The sequence below is a fragment of the Candidatus Poriferisodalis sp. genome (genome assembly GCF_965204125.1).
Lineage (GTDB): Bacteria > Actinomycetota > Acidimicrobiia > Acidimicrobiales > Poriferisodalaceae > Poriferisodalis.
In genome coordinates, this window is record NZ_OZ241968.1 from 3,284,983 (window position 1) to 3,300,980 (window position 15,998).

Below are 15,998 nucleotides of genomic sequence, written 5' to 3' on the forward strand. Positions count from 1 at the left end.
AGAGCTGGCGATGGCTATGTCAGGCGCTGGCGAGCGAGACCACCTCGAATAGCGACTCGTAGCCGGCGAGCCCTGGCCGGTCGGTGCGCTGAGGCACCCGGAACAGGATGATCTCAGCGGTCAGACCGCTGTAGTCGGCGATGCGGCTGGCGCACTGGGCGGGCGTCCCGGTGATGGTCATGGTGTCGACGACCTCGTCGGGCACCAGGCCGATTGCCTCGCGCATCTGGCCTTCGGGCATCAGCCGGGTTGCGGCGTCGGCAAATTCGGCGTAGCCGAGCTGCCGCAGCTGCGAGTCGTAGTACGGGTGCGGTACAGGGTGGAACAGCCCACAGATAGTTGCTTTGGCCGCATTGCGAGCCAGCTCTTCGTCGTCGTTGACGCTCAGGAACGACCCCATCAGGAATCCGACGCCGTCGGGGTCTCGGCCTGCCTCGCCGGCAGCCTGCTGCGCCGCGGGCCGGACGATGTCGCGCATGAACTCGACCGACGACATCACGCCCACGCCAACCCCGTCGGCCACCTCGCCCGCGAGCCGCACCATCTTGGGTCCCGATGCCGACAGGTACACCGGAATCGACGGCCGCGTCGGCTCCCAGCTCGCCCGCCAGCGGATCCGGTGGTGCTCGCCCTCGTAGCGCACCGGTTCCCCCGCACGGCCCGCCACTGCGCTGCGCACGATCTCGAGGTAGTCGCGCAGCTTGCCCAGCGGCCGGAAGTCGTCCACGCCCATGTACCACTCGTTGAAGTGGCGGTTGCCAGTGCCCAGCCCGAGCGTGAAGCGTCCACCGCTCATCTCATCGAGGTCTCGGGCGGCGATCGCCGTGAGCCACGGTTCCCGCGCATAGGCATTGGCGATGTACGTGCCGACGGTGACCCGCTCGGTCGCCGCGATCACCGCAGCAGCCGAGACGAACGCGCTGCGCCCCGCCTCCACGGTGTACATCGAGTCCATCCCCGCGGCCTCGCCCTCACGGGCCAGCTCCACAAAGTCGGCCATCGTGTCCTCAAAGCCAAGCAGCAGTCCGAGCGCGGGTTTCGACATGTCAGATGCCTTTCCTTTTGGGGAGATCTAGAAGATCTTGCCGACGAGATCGGCTTGCTCGACGGCAGTCATGAGGTCGGTCCAACCGTCGTCGGCGGCACGCACCCATTTGGTGAGGTGCTCCATGCGCATCATCTCGGCGATGTCAGGGTCGTCGGGGTCCATTGCCACGAGCAGCTCGGTGAACCGTTCGCTGGTCTCGTCGCTCAGGCCAGGACCGGACGTGAAGGCGCAATGGCAGTACGGGCGGGTGCGCCACACCTCGACGATGTCGTCGGGGGCCAGCTCGTGGCGGCGCAGCAGATATCCGAGCCATGGCTCGAAGATCACCCCTGCGTCGGCTCGGCCGTCCATGACGGCCCCGAAGATCGTCCGGTCGTCCACCCACATCTGCAGGTTGGAGTACTCGGTGGGGTCAAGCTCGACAAGTTCGCAATCGGACCGGATGTCGAAGCCGTCCTCGGCGAGCTGGGCCGTCGGTAACAGATACAGCTCGCTGGAAATGTCCACACCCAATGCCAGGCGCCGCCCACGCAAGTCGTCGAGATCGGCGATGGCGGCATCCGGCCTAGCGACGATCAGCGAGTGGACGTCCTCGTCGGTGTCTCGCATCGCCAAAGTCCGGCAGGTTCCCGGGGCCTGCAGCAGCAGCTGGGCGTGGGCCATCGGAGCGTTCCACGCGATGTCGACGTGGCCGTCGAGCACCGCACCGCACAGCGCGTCGTAGGTGGAATACAGCGCGTACTCCGTTTCGAGACCGGCCTCGTTGAAGTACTTGCGGATGGCGTTCCAGATGAAGACGGCTCGCTTCGGATCGGCCGCCGTGGCACCGATCATGAGCGGTCGCGGGCGTTCGGTCATGGGATCATCCCCCGCCGCCCAACGTAGTGCCGCGCCCGGCGGCGTGGCTCAGCTCAGATCGAACCGGTCGAGGTCCATGACCTTCGCCCATGCGGCCACGAAGTCGGCCACGAACTTGGCCTCCGCGTCGTCGCAGCCGTACACCTCGGCGATCGCCCGCAGCTGCGAGTTGGAGCCGAACACGAGGTCGACCGCGCTGGCAGTCCACTTGAGATCGCCGGAGGCACGGTCACGGCCTTCATAGGTGTGCTCGGTGTCAGACACCTGCCACTCGGTAGCCATGTCCAGCAGGTTCGCGAAGAAATCGTTGGTCAGCGCTCCGGCACGGTCGGTGAGCACGCCCAGCGACGAGCCGCCGGTGTTTGCACCGAGCACTCGCAGGCCGCCGACCAGCACCGTCATCTCCGGTGCCGTCAGCGACAGCAGGCTCGACCGGTCCACCAGCATCACTTCGGGGCGGCGCTTGTCGTCGGCCCGCCAGTAGTTGCGGAACCCGTCAGCGGAGGGCTCCAGCACGGCGAACGACTCGGCGTCGGTCTGGTCGGCCGAGGCATCGGTGCGCCCCGGCGAGAACGGAACCACAACGTCGTGGCCAGCGGTGCGGGCGGCCTGCTCGACCCCGGCGCAACCGCAGAGGACGATCAGGTCGGCCATCGACACTCGCTTGCCGTCGCTCTGGGTGTCGTTGAACGCTGCCTGGACGCCTTCGAGCGCTGTGAGCACCGCCGCCAGCTCGGCCGGATCGTTGGCTTCCCAGCCGTTCTGCGGAGCAAGCCGGACGCGTGCGCCGTTGGCGCCGCCGCGCAGGTCGCTGTCGCGGAACGTCGACGCCGAGGCCCACGCCGCCTTCACCAGCTCCGACACCGACAGGCCCGACTCGAGAATCGCAGTCTTAAGCGCTGCGATGTCGGCGTCGTCGATCAGATCGTGATCCACAGCGGGAACCGGGTCCTGCCAGATGAGCTGCTCGTCGGGAACTTCCGGACCGAGGTAGCGCGATACCGGTCCCATGTCGCGGTGGGTCAGCTTGAACCACGCCCGGGCGAATGCGTCCGCGAACTCGTCGGGATTCTCGAGGAACCGCCGCGAGATCGGCTCGTAGATCGGGTCCATCCGCAGCGACAGGTCGGTGGTGAGCATGACCGGCGCGTGGCGCTTCGACGGATCGTGCGCGTCCGGCACGGTGCCGGCCGCAGCGGGATCGGTCGGCACCCACTGGTGAGCGCCGGCGGGGCTCTGGGACAGCTCCCACTCGTAACCGAACAGGACCTCGAAGAACGAGTTGTCCCACGTCACCGGTGTGGGCGTCCAGATGCCTTCGAGGCCGCTGGTGATCGCATCGCCCGCCTTGCCGCTGCCAAACGTGCTCGTCCAGCCCAGGCCCTGCTCCTCCAAGGCAGCGCCTTCGGGCTCCGGACCGACATGAGCGTCGCCGTCGGCGGCGCCGTGGGTCTTGCCGAACGTATGGCCGCCGGCGATGAGCGCAACGGTTTCCTCGTCGTTCATGGCCATGCGGGCGAACGTCTCGCGGATGTCCCGGGCAGCGGCCAGCGGATCGGGCGTGCCGTTCGGCCCCTCGGGATTCACGTAGATGAGGCCCATCTGCACGGCGCCGAGCGGGTTCGCCAGATCCCGGTCGCCGCTGTAGCGCTCGTCGTCGAGCCACACGTTCTCGGGACCCCAGTAGATGTCCTCCTCGGGCTCCCACACGTCCTCGCGGCCACCGCCGAAGCCGAAGGTCTCGAAGCCCATCGACTCCAGCGCCACGTTGCCAGCCAGGATCATCAGGTCGGCCCAGGAAATCTTGCGCCCGTACTTCTGCTTGACCGGCCACAGCAGCCGGCGGGCCTTGTCGAGGTTGGCGTTGTCGGGCCAGCTGTTGAGCGGTGCGAAGCGGTGCGTGCCCGAGCCGCCGCCTCCCCGGCCGTCGTGGATGCGGTAGGTGCCGGCGCTGTGCCATGCCATGCGGATGATGAGCGGCCCGTAGTGGCCGAAGTCGGCCGGCCACCAGTCCTGCGAGTTAGTCATGACCTCGGCGAGGTCGGCCTTGACGGCGGCGAGGTCGAGGCTCTCGAACTCGGCGGCGTAGTCGTACTGCTCGTCGGTGGGGTCGATCAGCGGTGAGTTCTTGCCCAAGGGTCGCAGGTTCAGCTGCTCGGGCCACCACTGCTGGTTGGCGAGTGAGCCCATGTTTGCCTGGTCGTGCAGCACTGGGCATCTGCCCGCGGCGGGTGTCGCTGCGTCGGTGGTGCTGGTGTCAGTCATTTCTGCTCCTTGCGGAATGTGGAATGGTTCGGTGGATCAAAAGTGCCGTCGTCATGGTGAACTCTCGGCGAGGGCGGGCACTGCTTGGCATACCGGGCAGATGCCCCAATAGATGACCTCGGCCTCGTCGATTGTGAAGCCGTGGTCTTCGGCGGCCTCCAGGCACGGCCGGTACCCCACGGCACAGTCCACGTCGACCATCCGGCCGCAGGCCCGGCACACCAGGTGATGATGGTTGTCGTCGACCCGGTCCTCGTATCGGGCCGCCGACCGTGCCGGCTGGATGCGCCGGATCAGACCCTCTTCGGTCAACATGGCCAATGCGTCGAATACTGCCTGTCTGGATACTGACCCGATACTGGCACGCACATCGTCGACCAGATCGTCAGCAGCAGCATGAGGTCGAGCAGACACGGCATTGAGCACCGCCAACCGCTGAGCGGTCACCTGGATCCCACGGTCCCGCAGCATCTGCACGGTGTCCTGAGACATGTGTCGACTATATCAGATTCTGGACTAAGTCCAAAACCAGCACGGAACAAAAGTCGTCCAGCCGCCAGCGAGCGCGTCTTGGGTTCGCTGACCGGCGCCGCCCAGTCAACGGAAGGCGGAACCGGCGAAGCCGTATGTGCACTGATGACTGGCTGCGGCTGGGACAATTGCGATGTGGCGGGTGTCATTGATGAGCTGCTGCGGCGGATCGGTGAGTTTCACCGCAGCCGTGCGGTTGTCCCCGAGTACCCGATGGTTGCCAGGGTGCTCGATGCGCTCGACGAGGCCCGCAGTCCGGCCTTGGTCGAAGCTCGCCACTTGCCCGTGCTGCGGCACCTTGACGCCGTCCAGCTCTGCGGCGACGGCGCCGTTGATGCCGTGCTCGAGGAGTTCCTCGCTCTCGCTCCAGCGTTGCCGTGGATCCAGACCGCCGGCTATCGGGGCGTGCTGAGCCAGGAGTTCCACGACAACTACGGCTACGTGCAGCTCATCGGCCCGACGTCAATCGTGGAGCACCGTTCGGTGAGGGTCGGCATCGGCGTCTGGGGACCGAACCTGCACTACCCCAGCCACCACCATGAGGCCGAGGAGCTGTACCACGTGCTGGCCGGCGAGCCGACGTTCACCAGCGGCGACGGCGTGCCTCGAACCGCGCAGCCCGGCGACGCCGTGCATCACGCACCGTGGCAGCCGCACCAGCAGGACTTCGGCGCGACTCCGACGGTGCTGCTCTACTGCTGGACTGGCGAGGTCGTGGCCGACGCTGCACTCGTCGAGGGCGCCTGCTGACGGCTCGCGTACGTGTCGGCGTCCGGCGCCCCGACGTGTCGGCCGGTCATTCGGGCAGGGACGGCTCCGGCAAGCTGGAGGGGCATGAAGATCAGGGCGGTGGTGCTGGACGCCGTCGGCGGGCCGGTGCGGGTCGACACGTTGGATCTGGCTGAGCCGCGGGAAGGTGAGGTATTGGTCCGGATGCGGGCCTCCGGCGTATGCCATAGCGATCAGCACGTCATCACCGGCCGCCACAGCGCGGACCTGCCGTGCGTCCTCGGGCACGAGGGCGCAGGCGAAGTGGCGGCGGTCGGATCCGGCGTCGAGAGGGTGCGCTCCGGCGATCGTGTTGCGCTCAACTGGCTGCCGAGCTGCAAGGCGTGCTTCTACTGCAGCCGTGGCCAGGAGCATCTCTGCCGTGAGGTCGTCGGCAGCCTCTGGCCGGGCTTCATGATGGATGGCAGCAGCCGGCTGTCACGCAACGGCGAGATGATCCGCCACTACTCGGGTGTCTCGACATGGGCCGAGTACATGGTCGTTGCCCAAGAGTGCTGTGTGCCGCTTCACGACGACGTGCCATTCGAGGTTGCCGCGCTCATCGGCTGCGCGGTCGCGACCGGCGTCGGGGCCGCTCGGTACCGGGGCAACGTCGCGCCGGGAGACCGTGTGGCAGTCGTGGGCGCAGGCGGTGTGGGGCTCAGCGTGATCATGGGCGCGGCGCTGGCAGGAGCCGAACGGATCATCGCCGTAGATCGGGAAGCCACCAAACGCGACTTGGCGGCCTCGCTCGGTGCCACGGACTTCGTCGAGGCGAACGAAGGGGCTGACGGGGACGCCATCGGCCATTCCATCGACCGGGTGCTCGAGTTGACGGGCGGCCGTGGCGCGGATGTCGTGTTCGAGGCCATCGGCAATTCCCGGCTCCAGCAGGAGTGGATCCGTGGCGTGCGGCCGGGCGGCGCGCTCGTCCTCGTGGGGATACCGGGCAACGACGAGATGACACCGTTCAACGCCGCGGAGCTGTCCCGCCAGAGCAAGACCGTCAGGGGCAGCTACTACGCCGAAACCGACGCCGGGCGCTCCATTGACGATCTGTGCGACGCCTACCTCGAAGGCCGGCTTCCCGTCGATCGCCTGATTTCAGGGCGCTACCGCATCGACGACGTGCAGCACGCCATCGACGCAATGCTCAGCGGCAGCGAAGGCCGAACCGTCATCGCCTTCGACTGATCGGCGGAGCTATCGGCTGGCTCGACGAAGGCTTCGCATTGGTGCGATCACCCGCATAGAACGCAGCGGGTCACACCTCGAAGCTGATCCCGGTGACCTCTTCTGACGCCTCCCACGTCTGCCGCTGCAGCCCTGGATCGCGTGAGCGGTCGCTGGATCCCACCAGCACCGGATGGCCTCGCATCTCCCACAGACCGTCAGGCCCGTAGAACTCGCCGCCCACAGCGGCAGGGTCGGTCGCGGCCCGCAGCGTGGCCAAGGCCCCTGCGGCCGCACGGTGCTGCAGCGGACGGATCAGCGGCCGCATTAGCCCGATGAACGGGAAGTGACGCAGGATCTCCGTTTCGGCCCATCCAGGATGGGCCGCCAATGCGATGGTCTCCGCCCCGGCTGCCGCCAACCGGCGCTGCAGTTCGTGAGTGAACAGCAGGTTCGCCAGCTTTGAACGACCGTAGGCGGCCGACTGGCTGCGACCTTGGGCCACCCCAAAGCGTTCGAAGTCGATCCGGGCGCGGTACCGGTGAGCGTTGCTGCTCACCGTGACGACCCGAGAGCCGGCGACGGGCAGTAGACGATCCAGCAGCAGGCCCGTCCACGCAAAGTGTCCAAGGTGGTTGGTGCCGAAGCGGATCTCGAACCCGTCGGAGGTTTGCCGCCGGGGTGTGTGAAAGACGCCGGCGTTGTTGACGAGCAGATCGATGCGTTCGAACCGATCGGCGATGGCCGCAGCCGCCTCCCGCACCGAATCGAGCGACGCCAGGTCCGCTTCTTGCAACGCCAGTTCGGCGCCGGGATATTCGGCGCGTATGGCGTCGGCCGCTGCGGCGCCCTTGACGAGGTCGCGGACCGCCAGCACCACCAGCGCACCGCGGCCGGCAAGCGCCCGCGCCGTCTCGAAGCCGTTCCCCGAGTTGGCCCCGGTCACTACCGCGACCCGGCCCGACTGATCGGGAATGTCCTCAGCTGTCCACGTGTCGCCGGTCACTCAGTCAGACAGTCTGGCGGCTGCCTGTGAAGCGTCGCAGACGGAGGCTGTTCGTCACGACGAACAGCGATGACACGCCCATCGCACCGGCAGCAATCATGGGGTTCAGGATGCCGAATGCCGCTAGCGGGATCGCGGCGGCGTTGTAGGCGAAGGCCCAGAACAGGTTTCCCTTGATCGTCGACAGGGTGCGGCGTGACAGAGCGATGGCATCGGCAACGGCCCGCAGATCGCCGCTCACGACGGTGAGGTCGGACGCCTCGATGGCCACATCGGTACCGGTGCCGACGGCAATGCCCAGATCCGCCTGGGCCAGCGCCGGGGCATCGTTGATGCCGTCCCCCACCATCGCCACTCGCTTGCCGGCGGCCTGAAGCCGCTGCACGACGGCGGCCTTGTCGTCGGGATAGACCTCGGCGATCACTGAATCGATGCCGGCCTCGGCGGCGACGGTTCGTGCAGTGCGCTCGTTGTCGCCGGTGAGCAGCGTCACCGCCAGACCCTGGTCTCGAAGCGCCGCTATGGCCTCCGCCGAGGTCGGCTTGATGCGATCGGCAACCACCAGCACGATCTCCGCGGTGCCGTTGCGGCCAGCGAGCACAGCCGTGGCTCCGGTGGCCTCAGCGTCGGCAGCCAGCGTCGCCACGTCGGCCGGCACAGCGTCGAAGAGGCTGCGCCGACCCACCCGGATCTCGACCCCGTCGACCGTTGCGGTCACGCCCGAGCCCGGCGCAGTCTCGAACCCGTCCACCTCGGCCAGCTCGTCGACCGAGCCCGCGATGGCTGCAGCGATCGGATGCGACGACAAGGCCTCGGCCGATGCCGCAAGCCGGTGGACCTCGTCGCGTTCGGCAGCCAGAAGTTGTCCCGACTGGACACCGGCGAGCGTCATGGCACCCTCGGTGATCGTGCCGGTCTTGTCCACCAGCACCACGTCCACTGAGCGAGTGTCCTCGAGAACCTCGCCCCCCTTGATGATCACGCCGAGCTGGGCGCCCCGGCCGGTCCCCACCATGATCCCGAGCGGCGTCGCCAGCCCGAGGGCGCACGGGCAGGCGATGATCAGCACTGCCACCGCGGCGCTGAATGCAGCGCTGGCCTCGTTGCCCAGCAGCAACCACGCCGCCAGCGTGAGGATCCCGATGACGATGGCAATGGGCACGAACACCGCCGACACCCGGTCGGCGAGCCGCTGCACCTCTGCCCGGCTGCCTTGGGCTTCGTCAACCAAGCGGATGATCTGCGCCAGCGCCGTGTCTGCACCCACCTTGGCCGCTTCGACGACGAGCGCTCCGTTGGCGTTGATCGTGGCGCCGATCACCTCGTCGCCGGGCCCGACCTCCACCGGCACCGGCTCGCCGGTCACCATCGACGCATCGACTGCCGAGCGTCCGTCGGTGATCACGCCGTCGGTGGCGATGCGCTCCCCCGGCCGGACCACGAACCGCATGCCGACCGCCAGATCGGCGATCGCGATCTCACGCCCGTCCACCAGGCGGGCGGTCCGCACGCCCAGATCTGCCAGCGCCCGGATGGCGTCGCCCGAGCGGCGCTTGGCCCGCAGCTCCAGCCACTTGCCCAGCAGGATCAGCGTGACGATCACGGCGCCGGTCTCGAAGTACACGTGGCCGTCGCCGATGCCGGTGATCGACACCGTCAGCGACCACGCCAGCGCCGCAATCGACCCCATCGACACGAGCGTGTCCATGGTGGTGGCGCCGTGTCGCAGGTTGACCGCTGCGGCTCGATGGAAAGGCCAGCCCGCTCCCACAATCACCGCGGCCGCCAGCACAGCGACCAGCCATTCCCAGCCGCCGAACTGCAACGCCGGGATCATCGAGATCAGCACCGACGGCACCGTCAGCACGGCGCCGGTGACCAGCCGGCCCAGCAGGTCGGTCTGGCGGCGCCGCTCGGCCGCCTCGCTCTCGCCTTCTTCGATGACCGCGTAGCCCAGCGCTGCGATCTCCGCCGCGACGAAGGCTTCGTCGAGCGACCCGTCGTGGGTGATCGAAGCCCGCCCGGTGGCGAAGTTCACCTGCGCCGCCGCCACGGCGTCCAGCTCGTCGAGCCGGTGCTGGATCCGGTTCGCGCACGCAGCACACGTCATCCCGTCGATGGCCAAGTCGGATCGAGCGGTTGCTGCGGTCACATGGCCACTCTAAACATTCCATCCAACTGGAAGGTCAAGTGGATTTGCGGGCTCCGTTGATCACTTGGCAGCGGTTGGGATCAGTGCATGACGCCGGATCGAGGCCCTGCGCCCGCTTCAGCAGTGCGGCCAGCTCGTCGCGGGCCGAGCGGAGCTGGGCGATCTGAACGTCAATAGCGTCGACATGCGCTTCGATGAGTGCCGTGGTGTGTGCGCACGACCGCTCGCCGACGCTCTTGAGTTCAAGCACCGAGGAGATCTCCGCCAGCGTCAGTCCCGTCGCCTGCGCATCGCGAATGAACCGCAGCCGCTGGACGGCGTCGCCTGCGTACTCGCGGTACCCACTCGCCGTCCGGTCGGGTTCGTCGAGCAATCCGATCGACTCGTAATACCGAATCGTCTTCGTGCTCACCCCGCAGCGATCGCCTAGCTCGCCGATCCTCATGAGTAGGACGGTACCCGACCTCCCATGCTCAACCTTCCAGCCGGAAGGAATCCCACGAGGGACCGGCCAGCAAGAACCTGTGCGGCCAAGCCCTCCCGGGCTCACTCGCGGACGAACTGGGCGACTGTCTCGATGTTCAACTGGCCAGCCAGCCCGGCCGTGCGATGCACCGCTGCCTCGCGCCATTCCGGTGACGACGACATCGCCAGCAGCGCTCCCCGGTTCGGGTACTTGGCGATGGCGATCTCGTCCCACAATTCCTCGACTTGGCCGAGCGACAGGAACGTCACGTTCGCTGCAAACTGGATCTCGCCGCCGTAGTCGCGGATGATCCTCGACACTGCCCGGCCGTACAGCTGGTACGCCTCGAAGCCGGTCAGTTCGGTCTCGCGGCCGTCCTCATACTCGGCCTTGTCCTTGAACTTCAGCAGGTTGACCATGTAGATCGGCCCGTCAGGCCCGGGCTGCATCATCTCGTCGATGCGCTCGGGGTTCGTGGGCATCACTTCGTTGACGACCTCCATCGGGTCACGCTCCTGTCGTGGGCAACGGCCCCATCAGTCAACTACGTCAGGCTTGGCCGACGAGCAGGGTGAGCTGGCCGGTCTTCTGCTGCTTGCCTGTCTGCAGCATCCGGCCCGTCGGTACCGACGTGATCTCCACCGCACCGTCGTCGAAGCCAGCACTGACTGACTCGGCCACCAGATCCATGTCGCGCATCGGGCCCCAGAAGGGCTCGTGGTTGTAGTAGGTGTCCCAGTCGATCATCGCCTGGGTGACCGGGTCGACGCCGGCATAGCCGGCGAAGTCGGCGTGCACCATGAGCCCGCCCGGGGCCAGCAGGCGGCGGCACTCAGTGAACATCCGGCGCAGCGCCGCAGGCGACATCTCGTGGATCACTATGTGCGAGACGATCAAGTCGAAGTGCCCGTCGGGGAAGTCGGTGCACTCGGCGTTCTGCTGGGAGAAGTGCACTGCCCGCCCGAGCGAGGAGGCGCGCGCATGGGCGTACCGCAGCACCGGTGCGCCCAGATCGATGGCATGGACCTCAGCTTCGGGGAACGCATCGACGTAGGGCAGCGTGGAATTGCCTGAAGTGCAGCCCATGTCGAGGATCCGTCGCGGTGAGAACTCGGGATGGGAGACCGCCAGGAAGTTCTGGCAGACGGACTGCCCGTAGTCGTCGTTGAGTGCGCCCATCTGGCCCATCGCGTACACGTAGACGCCGCGGTCGAACAGCGCACCGACCGACACGTCGTCGTCCATGTACTCGCCCCGGTAGCCGCCCGGCATGGCGTGAATGTCGACCTCGGCGTTGTACCAGGGGATCTCCAGATCGGGGTCGAGGCGCAACGAACCGAGCCCCGCATCGGCCGATCGGGCGCGTTGTGCGAGCTCGCCGGCCTGGCGTGCAATGGCATCGCCGACCGAACTCCACAGCAGGTGCTGGCTGGATCGGCGCACCGAGCTCCACAGCCGGTAGTAGGTGTCAGAGCTCAGTGCTTCGCGGACTTCATGTCGGTCCGCCGGCTCGTCGCCGTGCTCGTCGACCCATTGCTGGCGGACCCGGCGATCGTAGATCTCACGCACACCGGGGCTGACCCGGGTCGCGATATGTGACTTGAGCGCCTGCACGAAGCCCTCCCGGGCGCTCTCGTCGTGCGTCTCGGTGGGCAGGAGCGGGTGTGTTTGCTGGCTCATCTGGCTGTCCCCCATCTAGAGCTCTGCGAATGCGCGATCGACAATCTGGAGATACCGGCCCTGTGTGTCGCCGGCCAGCGCCTCTTCGCGCATTTCCTCGAATACGCGATAGACGCGACCGGCGAAGGCCGCCGCCTCGGCAGCACGGGCTGCGGTCTCGTCGCCGTCAGGCCGGTACGCCTCGATCGCTGCGGCAGCATCGATGCCGGCCTCGGCAAGCACCGCCTCGAGCGTGGTCTGCCGCTCACGCAACGCCCACACCTCGGCCGCGAGCGCCGTCACGATCGCCAAGACCGCATCAGTCGCACCATCGTCATCGAAGAACGTCGGCCTCGCGCCGCGCGCCGTGGTCGGAAAGCTGCGCCCCTCAACCGGCTGGGCTTGCGGCGCCGTCTGCTCGCCCATCCCCCTAGCTTCTCAGACTTTCGCTCACTGGTGGTCGGTGAGCCGCTGAGCTACCCAGCAGGCGGTGCCTGGTCCCCGTCGACACGCCTGCCTTGGGCGAACACGTCGAGGATCCAGGTGGTCGCCGGCGAGTAGACGTCAATGAACACGGCCGGTTCGTCGCCGAGCACCTCGCCGCCGTGAGGCACGCCGCCCGGCGCGTACCAGCCGTCGCCCGGCCCGATCTCACGGGTCTCCTCTCCCACCGTCAGGAGCATGCGGCCCGACAGCAGCAGGCTGAACTGCTCGTGGGGATGGCTGTGCATCTCATAGGTCGCACCCGGCTCGTACACCGCCCGGATCAGATGCATGTGTTCGCCGGTCAGGATCTGCGCCTCAACCCGATCGGCATCCCAGCGCGTCGTCTGGAGTTCGTCCCAGCGGAAGATGCGCCAGCCCGTGACCTCGGCCCCGTGCTCGTTGAACTGCGGTTCGCTCATGCTGCCCCGTTTTGGGCCGTGAAATGGCGGTCGGCGACCTCATTTCCGAACATACACTGGTGTAGGTAGCAGGCTGACAGGCCTGACGGCAGCAGCGTGGGGTTGCTCGGGGGTGATGCGATGCCCTTGACGTCATCGTCGCCTGACGGCGGCCGCGCGATGTGGAACTTCGCGCCGGAGCTGCCGCTGCGCACGGCACCATTCCTGCACTGGCCTCCCCGACCGGGCGCCATTGCGAAACACCTCGGGCGCACATGGCTGCCGCTGCGGTCCCGCTTCTTCATGCTCGCAGTGGCGTTCGCCGTCTGGGCGTGGTTCATGCCGTCGCTCGAACGCACGGAGAGCCTCGAATTCGGCTGGATCTTCGGAATCTGGCTTCGCAACCTGATCCTGGTGACACTCGTCGCCGGCGGACTGCACGTCTGGTTCTACGTCGTGCGTCGTCAGGGCGACGGCCTGCGCTACGACTCCCGCCCGTTCGGACGCAACAAGCGGGTGTTCCTGTTCGGCAATCAGGTGAGGGAGAACGTCTTCCTCACGCTCGTGCCGGCTGTGCTGATCTGGACCGCATTCGAGTCGTTGCTGCTGTGGGCGTACGCCAATGGGCACGCACGCCTGATCACCTTCGAGAGCAACCCTGTCTGGTTCGTGCTGTTCCTAGTGGTCATCCCGTGGTGGTCGATCCTGTATTTCTCAGCCCACCACCGGCTGCTGCACACCGGCCCGGCTTACCGTCACATCCACTCGTGGCACCACCGCAACACCAATGTCGGCCCGTGGTCTGGGCTCTCGATGCACCCCGTCGAGCACCTCGTGCTCTTCTCCGACGTGGGGCTGCTGCTCCTGGTGCCGTCGCACCCGCTGCACCTGTGTTTCATGATGATGCACCACGGCCTCGGGGCACCTCTGTCGCACACCGGTTACGACGCACTGCTGCTGGGGCCGCGGACCCGTCGCCAAGCGCGGTTCGAGCTGGGCGATTTCCACCACCAGATCCATCACCGGTTCATCGAATGCAACTACGGGGGTTACGAGTCGCCGCTGGACGAGCTGATCGGTGCGTTCCACGACGGAACGCCAGAGGGCGCTACAGCGCTGTCTCACCGCTCCCGCAAGCGGACCAAGGCCCGCTGAACTCGCAGGCCCGATCAGGTTCGTGCAAGCTGGACGGGGAGGTGGCTCGATGTTCCTGACACTGTGGGCCACGCCTCGTTCGGTCTCCACGGCCTTCGAGTGGATGATGCGCCAGCGGGGCGATTTCGAGTGCTTCCACGAGCCGTGGAACGAGCTCTACTACTACGGCGAGGACCGCCGGTCGCAGCGCGACGCCCACGTCGAGGCGCGCCCTGGCCACACCTATGCAGCGCTCTGGAACCGCCTCTCGGAACTCTCGCAGTCGCAGAACGTCTTCGTGAAGGACTTCGCCTACTCCGTCGAGCACGACCTCGACGACCGCAAGCTCGCCGCCATGACCCACACGTTTCTCATCCGCGACCCGAAGCGGGTCGTGCAGGGTCTTGCCCATCACTGGCCCGACTGCACGTGGGACGAGGTCGGGTTCGAGTCGCTTCACCGCCTGTTCTGCCGGATCGCTGAGCGCGACGGCGTTCCCCCGCCAGTCATTGACGCCGCCGACCTGACCGGCGATCCCCAGGGCACCACCCGGGACTATTGCGCAGCGGTCGGCATCGAGTTCATCCCCGAGGCGCTGTCGTGGGAACCAGGCGAACGCTCAGAGGTGAGCTGGTACGGCGAGGGCACGGGACCGTGGCATGACAACCTGCGGCACAGCTCCGGCATCACGACGCCGCGTACCGAGTACCCGCCGCTGGACGACTCGCCACGCCTGGCGGAGATGTACGAGCGCGGCCTGCCGCTGTACCACGCCATGGCCGCCCACCGGCTCCGGCCCGCGCCGTAGCAACAGCGCCCGTTGCTTCCGAGCCGTCCTAGTCAGTAGATGTACGCCATGCGAAGGTTCGTCATCGGTCTGCTGGCTGCGATTCGGGGCATCTCCGGGTGGGTGTGGAAGCTCCGGGGCACGTCACCCGACGACGTGGCCGAGCAACGGATCACCACCGGACAGTCCTGGGACGAATTCTGCGATTCGCTCAAGGCAGCGGGAGCTGCGCTGCATTTCCCCGGCACGCCGCGGGATGCGTTCAACCAGGCCGAGGGCTACCGGTACCTGAGCCGCATCGCCCGAGCGGGGCTGATGGCATTCGTCGAGCACGCCGATCCCAAGGCGCCGGCACTGCACCGCGTGGTCGGCGAGACCACCAAGATGGGCGCGGACAACCCCGACAACTTCTACCTGACGGCCGTGCTGGACGGGTCGTACGACTACAAGATCTCAGGCCGCCGCAACGACATCGCCTACCTGAGCTTCGGAACCCAAGCGGGGCACTATGGCCAGGGCGGCGGCCTGCCGCCGACCGGCTACATCGAGTCCGACGACATCGAGATGGATGCCGACGGGTGCTTCGAATTGATCCTCAGCAGCACCCCGCATGACACCAATTGGCTGCCGATGACACCCGAGACCGGCGCTCTGGTCGTGCGCCAGACCTTCGGCGACCGGAACGCGGAGACTCCTGCCGAGCTCACCATCGAGCGCATCAACTGCGCCCCCAGCGAGGCCCGTCCTTCATACGTGACGGCGGCATCTCTGGATCACGGGCTCCGCAATGCCGGCTCGCTGGTGATGGGGGCGCCGTTGCTGTTTGCGAAGTGGGCGCGCGACTTCCAGAAGCACACCAACGAACTGCCCCGCTTCGACCCCGACGTGTCGCTCGCAGCCGGCGGCGACCCCAACATCGCGTACTACCACAGCCACTGGGCGCTCGAGCCCGACGAAGCACTGGTGATCGAAGCCATGCCGCCGGAGTGCGAACTCTGGAACTTCCAGCTCAACAACTACTGGATGGAATCGCTCGACTACCGGCACTTCACCATCCACACCAACAACCACCTGGCCATCTACGAAGCCGACGGCTCGGTACGCATCGTGGTGGCCCACGACGATCCCGGCCTGCCGAACTGGATCGACACTGCAGGCCACACGTCGGGAACGATGTGCTTCCGCTGGGTTCGAGCCGCCGAGCATCCCCAGCCGAACTGCCGGGTGGTCAAGCACGCAAGCTTGCGAGGCCAGCCGGGTGACTGAT

The 15,998-nt window shown here is 67.1% G+C and carries 16 protein-coding genes; 5 read left to right on the forward strand and 11 right to left on the reverse strand.

The window, feature by feature from the left end; translation table 11 throughout:
• Positions 1-19: 19 nt before the first annotated feature.
• The 4 genes from ACOGXD_RS15110 to ACOGXD_RS15125 are packed head-to-tail and all read right to left on the reverse strand — an operon-like array spanning position 20 to position 4,663.
• Positions 20-1,045, reverse strand: coding sequence for an LLM class flavin-dependent oxidoreductase (locus ACOGXD_RS15110; protein WP_419915841.1), 1,026 nt, complete (start codon positions 1,043-1,045; stop codon positions 20-22).
• A gap of 27 nt (positions 1,046-1,072) precedes the next feature.
• Positions 1,073-1,906 carry a phosphate/phosphite/phosphonate ABC transporter substrate-binding protein gene (locus ACOGXD_RS15115; protein WP_419915842.1) on the reverse strand — a complete coding sequence of 278 codons (834 nt, stop codon included), beginning with the start codon at positions 1,904-1,906 and terminating at the stop codon, positions 1,073-1,075.
• Between the two features lie 48 nt (positions 1,907-1,954).
• Positions 1,955-4,171: a catalase/peroxidase HPI gene (katG, locus tag ACOGXD_RS15120; RefSeq protein WP_419915843.1), complete on the reverse strand. Its 2,217-nt coding sequence runs from the start codon at positions 4,169-4,171 to the stop codon at positions 1,955-1,957.
• Between the two features lie 51 nt (positions 4,172-4,222).
• Positions 4,223-4,663, reverse strand: coding sequence for a Fur family transcriptional regulator (locus ACOGXD_RS15125; RefSeq protein ID WP_419915844.1), 441 nt, complete (start codon positions 4,661-4,663; stop codon positions 4,223-4,225).
• A 174-nt stretch (positions 4,664-4,837) separates the two neighbouring features.
• On the opposite strand from ACOGXD_RS15125, the gene ACOGXD_RS15130 reads away from it, so the two are divergent.
• Positions 4,838-5,452, forward strand: coding sequence for a dimethylsulfonioproprionate lyase family protein (locus tag ACOGXD_RS15130; RefSeq protein ID WP_419915845.1), 615 nt, complete (start codon positions 4,838-4,840; stop codon positions 5,450-5,452).
• A gap of 84 nt (positions 5,453-5,536) precedes the next feature.
• Positions 5,537-6,664, forward strand: coding sequence for an alcohol dehydrogenase catalytic domain-containing protein (locus tag ACOGXD_RS15135; protein ID WP_419915846.1), 1,128 nt, complete (start codon positions 5,537-5,539; stop codon positions 6,662-6,664).
• Positions 6,665-6,734: 70 nt separating this feature from the next.
• On the opposite strand, the gene ACOGXD_RS15140 is transcribed toward ACOGXD_RS15135, so the two are convergent.
• The 7 genes from ACOGXD_RS15140 to ACOGXD_RS15170 form a co-directional block, all read right to left on the reverse strand.
• Positions 6,735-7,649, reverse strand: coding sequence for an oxidoreductase (locus ACOGXD_RS15140; RefSeq protein WP_419915847.1), 915 nt, complete (start codon positions 7,647-7,649; stop codon positions 6,735-6,737).
• Positions 7,650-7,653: 4 nt separating this feature from the next.
• Entirely contained in the window at positions 7,654-9,759 is a 2,106-nt protein-coding gene (locus ACOGXD_RS15145; RefSeq protein ID WP_419917418.1) for a heavy metal translocating P-type ATPase, read from the reverse strand.
• A 76-nt stretch (positions 9,760-9,835) separates the two neighbouring features.
• On the reverse strand, positions 9,836-10,246 hold the full coding sequence (locus ACOGXD_RS15150; protein ID WP_419915848.1) for a heavy metal-responsive transcriptional regulator: 411 nt from the start codon (positions 10,244-10,246) through the stop codon (positions 9,836-9,838).
• 101 nt (positions 10,247-10,347) lie between these two features.
• On the reverse strand, positions 10,348-10,770 hold the full coding sequence (locus ACOGXD_RS15155; protein ID WP_419915849.1) for a DUF1330 domain-containing protein: 423 nt from the start codon (positions 10,768-10,770) through the stop codon (positions 10,348-10,350).
• Between the two features lie 46 nt (positions 10,771-10,816).
• A complete protein-coding gene (locus ACOGXD_RS15160) occupies positions 10,817-11,947 on the reverse strand; it encodes a methyltransferase domain-containing protein (protein ID WP_419915850.1) in 1,131 nt (376 codons plus the stop codon).
• A gap of 15 nt (positions 11,948-11,962) precedes the next feature.
• Positions 11,963-12,352, reverse strand: coding sequence for a hypothetical protein (locus ACOGXD_RS15165; protein ID WP_419915851.1), 390 nt, complete (start codon positions 12,350-12,352; stop codon positions 11,963-11,965).
• Between the two features lie 50 nt (positions 12,353-12,402).
• The gene (locus tag ACOGXD_RS15170; RefSeq protein WP_419915852.1) at positions 12,403-12,831 is read right to left on the reverse strand and encodes a cupin domain-containing protein; all 429 of its coding nucleotides are present in this window, start codon (positions 12,829-12,831) and stop codon (positions 12,403-12,405) included.
• A gap of 120 nt (positions 12,832-12,951) precedes the next feature.
• Between ACOGXD_RS15170 and ACOGXD_RS15175 the strand changes: the two genes are divergently transcribed.
• The 3 genes from ACOGXD_RS15175 to ACOGXD_RS15185 are packed head-to-tail and all read left to right on the forward strand — an operon-like array spanning position 12,952 to position 15,997.
• Positions 12,952-13,965, forward strand: a complete 1,014-nt coding sequence (locus tag ACOGXD_RS15175; RefSeq protein ID WP_419915853.1) for a sterol desaturase family protein — start codon at positions 12,952-12,954, stop codon at positions 13,963-13,965.
• A gap of 49 nt (positions 13,966-14,014) precedes the next feature.
• A complete protein-coding gene (locus tag ACOGXD_RS15180) occupies positions 14,015-14,752 on the forward strand; it encodes a sulfotransferase family protein (RefSeq protein WP_419915854.1) in 738 nt (245 codons plus the stop codon).
• Between the two features lie 48 nt (positions 14,753-14,800).
• The gene (locus ACOGXD_RS15185; RefSeq protein ID WP_419915855.1) at positions 14,801-15,997 is read left to right on the forward strand and encodes a DUF1214 domain-containing protein; all 1,197 of its coding nucleotides are present in this window, start codon (positions 14,801-14,803) and stop codon (positions 15,995-15,997) included.
• Position 15,998: the final 1 nt, after the last annotated feature.

Bases quoted from the DNA above. Each gene is read 5' to 3' on its own strand.
- ACOGXD_RS15110 (WP_419915841.1), bottom strand. From the start codon at position 1,045: ATGTCGAAACCCGCGCTCGGACTGCTGCTTGGCTTTGAGGACACGATG.
- ACOGXD_RS15115 (WP_419915842.1), bottom strand. From the start codon at position 1,906: ATGACCGAACGCCCGCGACCGCTCATGATCGGTGCCACGGCGGCCGAT.
- katG (WP_419915843.1), bottom strand. From the start codon at position 4,171: ATGACTGACACCAGCACCACCGACGCAGCGACACCCGCCGCGGGCAGA.
- ACOGXD_RS15125 (WP_419915844.1), bottom strand. From the start codon at position 4,663: ATGTCTCAGGACACCGTGCAGATGCTGCGGGACCGTGGGATCCAGGTG.
- ACOGXD_RS15135 (WP_419915846.1), top strand. From the start codon at position 5,537: ATGAAGATCAGGGCGGTGGTGCTGGACGCCGTCGGCGGGCCGGTGCGG.
- ACOGXD_RS15145 (WP_419917418.1), bottom strand. From the start codon at position 9,759: ATGACGTGTGCTGCGTGCGCGAACCGGATCCAGCACCGGCTCGACGAG.
- ACOGXD_RS15150 (WP_419915848.1), bottom strand. From the start codon at position 10,246: ATGAGGATCGGCGAGCTAGGCGATCGCTGCGGGGTGAGCACGAAGACG.
- ACOGXD_RS15155 (WP_419915849.1), bottom strand. From the start codon at position 10,770: ATGGAGGTCGTCAACGAAGTGATGCCCACGAACCCCGAGCGCATCGAC.
- ACOGXD_RS15160 (WP_419915850.1), bottom strand. From the start codon at position 11,947: ATGAGCCAGCAAACACACCCGCTCCTGCCCACCGAGACGCACGACGAG.
- ACOGXD_RS15165 (WP_419915851.1), bottom strand. From the start codon at position 12,352: ATGGGCGAGCAGACGGCGCCGCAAGCCCAGCCGGTTGAGGGGCGCAGC.
- ACOGXD_RS15170 (WP_419915852.1), bottom strand. From the start codon at position 12,831: ATGAGCGAACCGCAGTTCAACGAGCACGGGGCCGAGGTCACGGGCTGG.
- ACOGXD_RS15175 (WP_419915853.1), top strand. From the start codon at position 12,952: ATGCCCTTGACGTCATCGTCGCCTGACGGCGGCCGCGCGATGTGGAAC.
- ACOGXD_RS15180 (WP_419915854.1), top strand. From the start codon at position 14,015: ATGTTCCTGACACTGTGGGCCACGCCTCGTTCGGTCTCCACGGCCTTC.
- ACOGXD_RS15185 (WP_419915855.1), top strand. From the start codon at position 14,801: ATGCGAAGGTTCGTCATCGGTCTGCTGGCTGCGATTCGGGGCATCTCC.